This window comes from Sphingopyxis sp. CR5 (assembly GCF_059693785.1).
Genome location: NZ_JCATIE010000011.1, coordinates 137,911 through 145,302, shown reverse-complemented (window position 1 = coordinate 145,302; position 7,392 = coordinate 137,911). Strand labels below are relative to the sequence as shown.

The window sequence follows — 7,392 nt, the reverse complement described above, 5'->3', positions numbered from 1 at the left end:
CAACAAACTCAAGAATTGGCGCAGGGTCGCCACCCGCTACGACAAAACCAAGGAATCCTACCTCGGCTTCGTCGCGCTCGCCTCAGTTAAACTCTGGATACCCTTTGTCCACGAAGCCTAGCTTCTTGGGTATCGACGGATTAATTGTGCCGTCGGCTCGTTGGCCGAGCAACAACCTAGTCCTATTCGACAATCTCGACCATCAGATCGAGATTGATACTGCGGAAAGCGAGGAGGTCGATTGGACTATTATATAGTCTTTAAGCCCCATTCGCCGCCGACAAAATCGCCCGCACGCTCGCGGTCGCGACGTCGGTGTCGAGGCCGCAGCCGAAGAGGCTCTTGCCGTCCGACGTGCGGCATTCGACATAGGCGGCGGCTTGCACGTTGCTGCCCTGGCCGATCGCGTGCTCGCTATAGTCGACGATGTCCATTAGCGGGCCGCCGGACTCCGCCAGCGCGGCGACGACGCTGCTCATCAGGCCGTTGCCGCGGCCGCTGACGCTGCGTTCGGTGCCGTCGATGGTCAGCTTGCCGGCGAAGATGCGGTCGGGGCCGCCCCCCGTTCCCTTGGCGTGCCTCTCGGTCCAGTCGACGAGCTGGAAGCGTTTGCCTTCGGTGGCCAGATAGGTGGCCTCGAACGCCTGCCAGATGTCGTCGGCGGCGAGTTCGCGGCTGGTGCCGTCGGCGACCGCCTGGACGATGTGGCTGAAGCTCGCCTGCATCTTCTTGGGGAGTTTCAGCCCCTTGTCCTGTTCGAGCACCCACGCGACGCCGCCCTTGCCCGACTGGCTGTTGACGCGGATCACCGCTTCATAGCTGCGCCCCAGGTCGGCGGGGTCGATCGGGAGGTAGGGGACTTCCCACTTTTCGTCGTTCTGGCGCAGCCTCGCGGCGAAGCCTTTCTTGATCGCGTCCTGATGGCTGCCCGAAAAGGCGGTGTAGACAAGCTCGCCGCCATAGGGGTGGCGCGGGTGGACGGGCAGGTTGTTGCAATATTCGACGGTCTGGATGACCTGGTCGATGTCCGAAAAGTCGAGTTCGGGGTCGACGCCCTGCGTGTACATGTTGAGCGCGATGGTGACGAGGCAGGTGTTGCCGGTGCGCTCGCCATTGCCGAACAGGCAGCCCTCGACGCGGTCGGCGCCCGCGAGCAGGCCGAGTTCGGCCGCGGCGACGCCGGTGCCGCGGTCGTTGTGGGTGTGGAGGGATATGATCGCCGCCTCGCGGTTGGGCAGGTTCTTCGCGAAATATTCGATCTGGTCGGCGTAGATGTTCGGCGTCGCCGCCTCGACCGTCGCGGGCAGGTTGAGGATGATCGGATTGTCGGCGGTGGGCTGCAATATGTCCATCACCGCGGCGCAGCATTCGATGCTGAAATCGATCTCTGCGGTCGAAAAGGTTTCGGGGCTATATTCGAAGCGCCAGTCGGTGCCGGGGAGGCGCGCGGCATTGTCGCGCAGCTGCTTGGCGCCGTCGACCGCGATTTGCTTGATGTCGGCCATCTCCATGTTGAAGACGATGCGGCGCCACGCGGGGCTGACCGCGTTATAGAGGTGGACGATCGCGGTCCGCGCGCCCTCGAGGCTGTCGAAGCTGGTGCGTATCAGGTCGGCGCGCGCCTGCGTCAGCACCTGCGGCGTGACATCGTCGGGGATGCGGCCCGAGCGCACGAGATTCTGGATATAGTCGAAATCGGTCGCGCCGCTGGCGGGGAAACCGACCTCTATCTCCTTCAATCCGCATTTGACGAGCAGGTCGAAGAAGCGCGTCTTCTTCTCGGCATCCATCGGGTCGATCAGCGCCTGATTGCCGTCGCGCAGGTCGGTCGAGAGCCAGATCGGCGCCTTGGTGATCGTGCGCGCGGGCCAGTCGCGCGTGGCGAGCGGAACTTGCGGAAAGGGTCGGTATTTGGCGGAGGGGTCGCGGAGCATGGACATGGTTCGGGCTTCTTCTGCGGTCTGAAGTTCGGTGCGGTGGTCGGTCAGGCCCTTGAGCGCGTGGCCCGCCGCGAGAGGCGCAGGCCGAATGTCACGCCCAAGGGCGTGTAAGTCGCAGAAGAAGAAGGCCGCGCATGTGCATGGCAGCGTCCATGATGCAAAATGTCGCGCTTGGCAAGGGGCGCTGGGCGAAAATTTCGTGGGGGAGGGCAATCAAGAGCCTGGTGCGCTCCCGCGGAGCCGAAGGCGGCGCGTAGCGCCTACGCGGGAGCCCAGCTCCCGACCGCTCACCTTGAGACCACCGAGGATGGGTCCCCGCCTTCGCGGGGACACACAAGGGCAACGGAGGATGAGAGGGTGCAGGGGGATGAGAAGGCCGAAAAATGTCGCCGGGCCGCAGGTTTCCGCGCGGCCCGGCGGAGGGTCCAGGGGATGGTCAGGCGTCTTCGTTGTCGCGCAGCGCGGTCTCGTCCTCGCCGTCGTCCAGATCGTCGTCTTCCTCGTCCCACGGCTCGAACACCTCGTCCTCGGCCATATTGTCGACCGCGTGGACGCGGACCCCGAGCAGCCAGTCGGCGACCTCGCCCTCCCACGCCGCCTCGACGGGGGTGAGCGCGTCCGCGGCGCCGTCCGCCGGACGATCGCCGACGAGGTCGAAATCCTGCACGCCGTCGTCGGGCGGAGTGATGTAGACATGGGGTTCGAGGCGGACGTTGCTCCAGCCGGCGGTGGGAGCGAGCCCCTCGGCCTCGACGGTCAGCAGGGGATTGTCGTCGTCGCCGGAGAGGAAGGCGGTGATTTCGACGATTTCGCGTACCAGTTCGCTCATCGCACGGACTCCTTGCGAAAAGGGGCGGGGCCGTGGCGACCCCGCTCGCGAGTCTAGGCGATGCGTGTGACAGATTGAGGTGGCGAGAGAGCCCACCCCGCTGCGAGTAGCGAACAAGTTCGCAACTCTCGCTGCCCAGTGCCGGGTGAACAGTCCCCCGGACTGTTCAGGTCATGCCGGGGGCATGACCGACCCGGCACTCCTGAAGGGGAGGGGTTGGGGTTATTGCTTCTCGAAGGCGGCGGTGATTTCGAGCTCGACCTCGTCGCCGACGAGCGGGACGCCGAAGCCGAGGCCGAAGTCGCTGCGCTTTATCGTCGCCTCGGCCTCGAAGCCGATGGTTTCCTTGTTGGTCATCATCGCGGGGCCGGCGCCGGTGAAGTCGACGTCGAGCGTCACCGGCTTTGTTACGCCGTTGAGAGTGAGGTCGCCGGTGACCTTTGCCTCGTCGCCCTCGGCATCGACAACGACCGCGGTCGAGACGAAGCGCGCGGGCGCGGGGGCGGCACCGAAGAAGTCGGGCTTGCCGCCGTCCTTGCCCGCGCGCAGCAGGTGATCCTTGAGCCCCGCGCTCGCGACGGTGACGCTGGCGATCGGGATGGTCACGTCGAGCCGGGCCGCGGCGGGATTTTTCGGATCGAGCACCAGCGTACCGGTCACGTCGCCGAAGATGCCGAAATAGTCGTTGAAGCCGAGATGGTTGAGACGCCAGCCGACGAGCGTGTGGCCGGGGTCGGCCTGGTAGGCCCCGCCGCTGACGCGGCTGGCGTCCGGGGCGCCGGGGGCTTCGGTCGGCATCTGCGCGAGCAGCGGCGCGGCGGCGAGGAGGGGAAGGGCGAGGAGGAAGGTGGCATGACGCATGGACGAACACTCCTGGGTTGGGGTGCGCGCACGCTATGGTCCGCCGCGGAAGGCGTCAATCGTTGGCGGTTTCGCTGTCGATCACCCGCCGCTCGTCGAACCATTCGCGGATCGCCTTGGCGACGCAGCCGGTATAGCCATAGGAGCCGACCGGCGAGCAGCTGTTCGGGCGGCCGACACTGGCGACGGTGCGGTCATATTCCTCGACCGCGGCCCCCCACGCGCTGCCGCGATTGGCCTTTTCGTCCTCCGCGATCTCGCGCAGCGGCTTGGGCACGCGATAGCGTTCGGATTCGGGTTCCTGCGCACAGACGACGATCTCGTCGCTGGTCGTTTCGGGGCATTCCTCGTCGCCATAGGTGATCAGAATCGACACGCGTTCGGCGCCGTCGGCGGCCGGGGCGGGCGTTTCGTCCTGCGCGAAGGCGGGGGTTCCGAGCGCCAGCGCGAGAAGCGCGAGCAGGGGGGCGGATTTCATGGTCATCGATATAGGTCCTCGAACCGTCCCCGCAACGGGTGGTAGCGGCGGCGGATGAACCTGAGCCGAACGATGCCCCCCATCATCACATCATGGCGAGCCGTGGAGAGCTGGAGCCTGCCCTGTCCAGGCTGAAACGGAACGGGCTCTAACCGGCGAGGTCGAGCGAGGCGGCGATCGTTTCCCAGACGTGCGCGAGGTCGGCGGCGCTCGTGCAATAGGGCGGCATGACATAGACGGTGTTGCCGAGCGGCCGGATCAGCGCGCCGCGATCGCGGTAGAAGGCGGCGAGGCGCGGGGCCAGCGACGACAGATAGCCGCCGCCCGGCTGAACGATGTCGAACGCCGCGATGGTGCCGAGGGCGCGCGGGTTTTCGGTGCGCGGGTCGGACGCGAGCACCGCGAGATGCGCGGCCTGCGCATCGGCGAGCGTGTCGATGCGGTCCTGCACGGGCTCGTCGCGCCAGATTTCGAGATTGGCGTTCGCGGCGGCGCAGGCGATCGGGTTCGCGGTGTAGCTCGACGAATGATAGAAGAGCCGCGCGCGGTCGGTCGACAGATGCGCGGTAAAGATCGGTTCGATGCACAATGTCACCGCGAGCGGCATGGCGCCGCCGGTGAGGCCTTTCGACAGGCAGACGATGTCGGGGATCACCCCCGCCTGGTCGCAGGCGAAGCGCGTGCCGGTGCGGCCCCAGCCGGTCATCACCTCGTCGGCGATGAACAGCACCCCGTGGCGCGCACAGATCGCGCGCATCTCGGCCAGCACCCATGCGGGGTAGATCAGCATCCCGCCGGCGCCGAGGATCAGCGGCTCGACGATGAAGGCGGCGGGCGCGTTGCCGGTCTTTGGGGCGCAGGCGGCGTCGAGCGCGTCGAGCGTCGTCTGTTCGCGGCCCGCGGCGGGGAAGGGGATGGTGCCGACGTCGAACAGCAACGGCTGGTACGGCCGGTTGAACACCCCGCGCTCGCCGACCGACATCGCCCCGATCGTGTCGCCGTGATAGCTGTGTTCGAGGACGAGGATGCGGTGCCGGTCCTCGCCGATGTTCGCGAACGTGCCGAGCGCCATCTTGAGTGCGACCTCGACGCTGGTCGAGCCCGAGTCCGAGAAGAAGACTCGAGTGAGCGGGTCGGGCGTGATGCGGATCAGCTCGGCGGCGAGGCTTTCGGCGGGTTCGTGCGTCCAGCCGGCGAAGATCAGCTGGTCGAGCTTTTCCGACTGCGCGCGGATCGCCGCCATGATGCGCGGGTTCGCATGGCCGTGGGTGGTGACCCACCAGCTCGAAATCGCGTCGATCCAGCTGTTGCCGTCGGCATCATAGAGGCGCGCGCCCTGGGCGCGGTCGATCAGCGGGATCGGTTCGCCGAGGCCGTGCTGGGTGAAGGGGTGCCAGACGGGGGAGGGTGCGTGGGTCATGGCGAGCGCCTTGGTTGGTTCCGTCATCCCGGCGAAGGGTTAGCGGAAGTTTGTCAGGTCGAAATGTTCGGCGAACGCGGCCGCGAGTGTTTCGGGGGTCAGTGGGTCGATGCGCGGGAGGCGGCCGAGGCGCTTCACGCCGGAGATTGCGGCGACGATCGCCTCGCTGTCCTCGACCGCGTCGCCGATGAAGGCGATGCCGTGGATGGGGACGTTGCGGGCTTTCAAGGCTTCGATCGTCAGCAGGCTGTGGTTGATCGTGCCGAGCGCGGTGCGCGCGCAGACGATCACGGGCACCTGCCAGCGCGCGAAGAGGTCGGCGTAGAGGAGCGCGCGCGTGACGGGGACGAGGCCGCCGCCCGCGCCTTCGATCAGCAGGTCGCCCGGCGGCGGGGTGAGGGCGTCGGGGTCAATGGTCAAGCCGTCGATTTCGGCCGCGAGGTGCGGCGAGGCGGGGGTGACGAGGCGGTAGGCTTCGGGGTGGATCGGAACGCTGGCGAGCCGCGCGACGGCTTCGCTGTCGGTTTCCTCTTCGAGGCCCGACTGGATCGGCTTCCAATAGGGCAAGCCGAGGGCGCCGGCCAGCGCGGCGGAGAAGACGGTCTTGCCGATGCCGGTGTCGGTGCCGGTGACGACGAAGCGCCGCGTCATGCCGACGCCATCGCCGCCGCGAGCGCGTCGGTCATCGCGTCGATGTCGCCGTCCTCGACGTTGAGGGTGATCGCGATGCGCAGCCGCGCGGTGCCGTGCGGGACGGTCGGCGGACGGATGCCGCGGATGTCGAAGCCCGCGGCCTGCATCGCGCCGGCGACCCGCATCGTGCGCGCATTGTCGCCGATGGTCACCGGAAGGATCTGGCTGCCGCTGGACGGCAGGCCGAGCGCGGCGAGGCGCATTTCGGCGTGGCGGATGCGCGCGTGGAGCAGCGCCTGCCGCTCGGGCTCGTTCGCGACGATCTCCAGCGCCTGGCGGACGAGGAAGGCGATCAGCGGCGAGGGTGCGGTCGAGAAGATGAAGGGGCGGCCGCGGTTGACGAGAAACTCGCGGACGATCTGCGGGCCGCAGAGCAGGGCGCCTTCGCAGCCCAGCGCCTTGCCGCAGGTGTGCAGCGTTATCAGATTGTCGCGCGGGCCGAGCGCGTGCGCGAGCCCCTGGCCGTCGGGACCGAAGACCCCGGTGGCGTGCGCTTCGTCGACGACCAGCACGGCGTCGTGGCGCTCGGCGACCGCCGCGAGGTCGGCGAGCGGGGCGCGGTCGCCGTCCATCGAATAGAGGCTTTCGACCGCGATCCACGGCGTCCCGGTGCCGCCGCCGCGGCGCCAGCGCGCGATGATGTCGTCGACGCTCTGCGCGTCGTTATGGCGTGCGTCGACGCGGCCGGCGCGGCCGAGCTTCATCCCGTCGTGCGCGCTCGCATGGATCAGTTCGTCGTGGACGATCAGGTCGCCGCGCTGCGGCAAGGTCGCGAACAGCGCGGCGTTGGCGGCGAAGCCGGTGGGGAAGAAGAGCGCCGCTTCGCTGCCGTAATGGCGCGCGGCGTGCGCTTCCAGCATTTCATGTTCTTCGTGATTGCCGCGCAGCAGGCGTGAACCGCCGGAGCCTGCGGGCAGCCCGCGCGCGATCCCTTCGGCAAGCGCCCGGCGGAGCGCGTCGGAATTGGCGAGCGCGAGATAGTCGTTGGAGGCGAAATCGCGGCCCGACCGGGCGATCAGCGCGCGGCGGCGATCGTCGGCGGCGAGCGCGGCAAGGTCGGCGCGGTGCGCGGCGAAGGGGGCTGGGCGGCTCGACATGGTTTCTGCCCCTAGCGTCATTCGTCGTGGTTTTGAAAGCCCCCCGCCGCCTTGTCTGCCGACAGGGCGCCCGA

At 67.9% G+C, this 7,392-nt stretch carries 7 protein-coding genes; all 7 read right to left on the bottom strand.

The features are described from left to right. Window positions 1-260: 260 nt before the first annotated feature. Complete coding sequence (gene leuA / locus AC58D2_RS16885) at window positions 261-1,940, bottom strand: 2-isopropylmalate synthase (RefSeq protein ID WP_497392234.1); 1,680 nt, start codon at window positions 1,938-1,940, stop codon at window positions 261-263. Between the two features lie 436 nt (window positions 1,941-2,376). Continuing rightward, window positions 2,377-2,769: a hypothetical protein gene (locus AC58D2_RS16880; protein ID WP_497392232.1), complete on the bottom strand. Its 393-nt coding sequence runs from the start codon at window positions 2,767-2,769 to the stop codon at window positions 2,377-2,379. Window positions 2,770-2,991: 222 nt separating this feature from the next. After that, complete coding sequence (locus AC58D2_RS16875; RefSeq protein WP_497392230.1) at window positions 2,992-3,630, bottom strand: YceI family protein; 639 nt, start codon at window positions 3,628-3,630, stop codon at window positions 2,992-2,994. Window positions 3,631-3,685: 55 nt separating this feature from the next. Then, a complete protein-coding gene (locus AC58D2_RS16870) occupies window positions 3,686-4,114 on the bottom strand; it encodes a hypothetical protein (protein ID WP_497392228.1) in 429 nt (142 codons plus the stop codon). A 142-nt stretch (window positions 4,115-4,256) separates the two neighbouring features. Then, window positions 4,257-5,555 carry an adenosylmethionine--8-amino-7-oxononanoate transaminase gene (locus tag AC58D2_RS16865; protein ID WP_497392227.1) on the bottom strand — a complete coding sequence of 433 codons (1,299 nt, stop codon included), beginning with the start codon at window positions 5,553-5,555 and terminating at the stop codon, window positions 4,257-4,259. A gap of 12 nt (window positions 5,556-5,567) precedes the next feature. Next, entirely contained in the window at window positions 5,568-6,179 is a 612-nt protein-coding gene (gene bioD, locus AC58D2_RS16860) for a dethiobiotin synthase (RefSeq protein WP_497392225.1), read from the bottom strand. Next, on the bottom strand, window positions 6,176-7,339 hold the full coding sequence (locus AC58D2_RS16855) for an 8-amino-7-oxononanoate synthase (RefSeq protein ID WP_497392223.1): 1,164 nt from the start codon (window positions 7,337-7,339) through the stop codon (window positions 6,176-6,178). The genes bioD and AC58D2_RS16855 overlap by 4 nt, the downstream gene beginning before the upstream one ends. Window positions 7,340-7,392 lie beyond the last annotated feature (53 nt).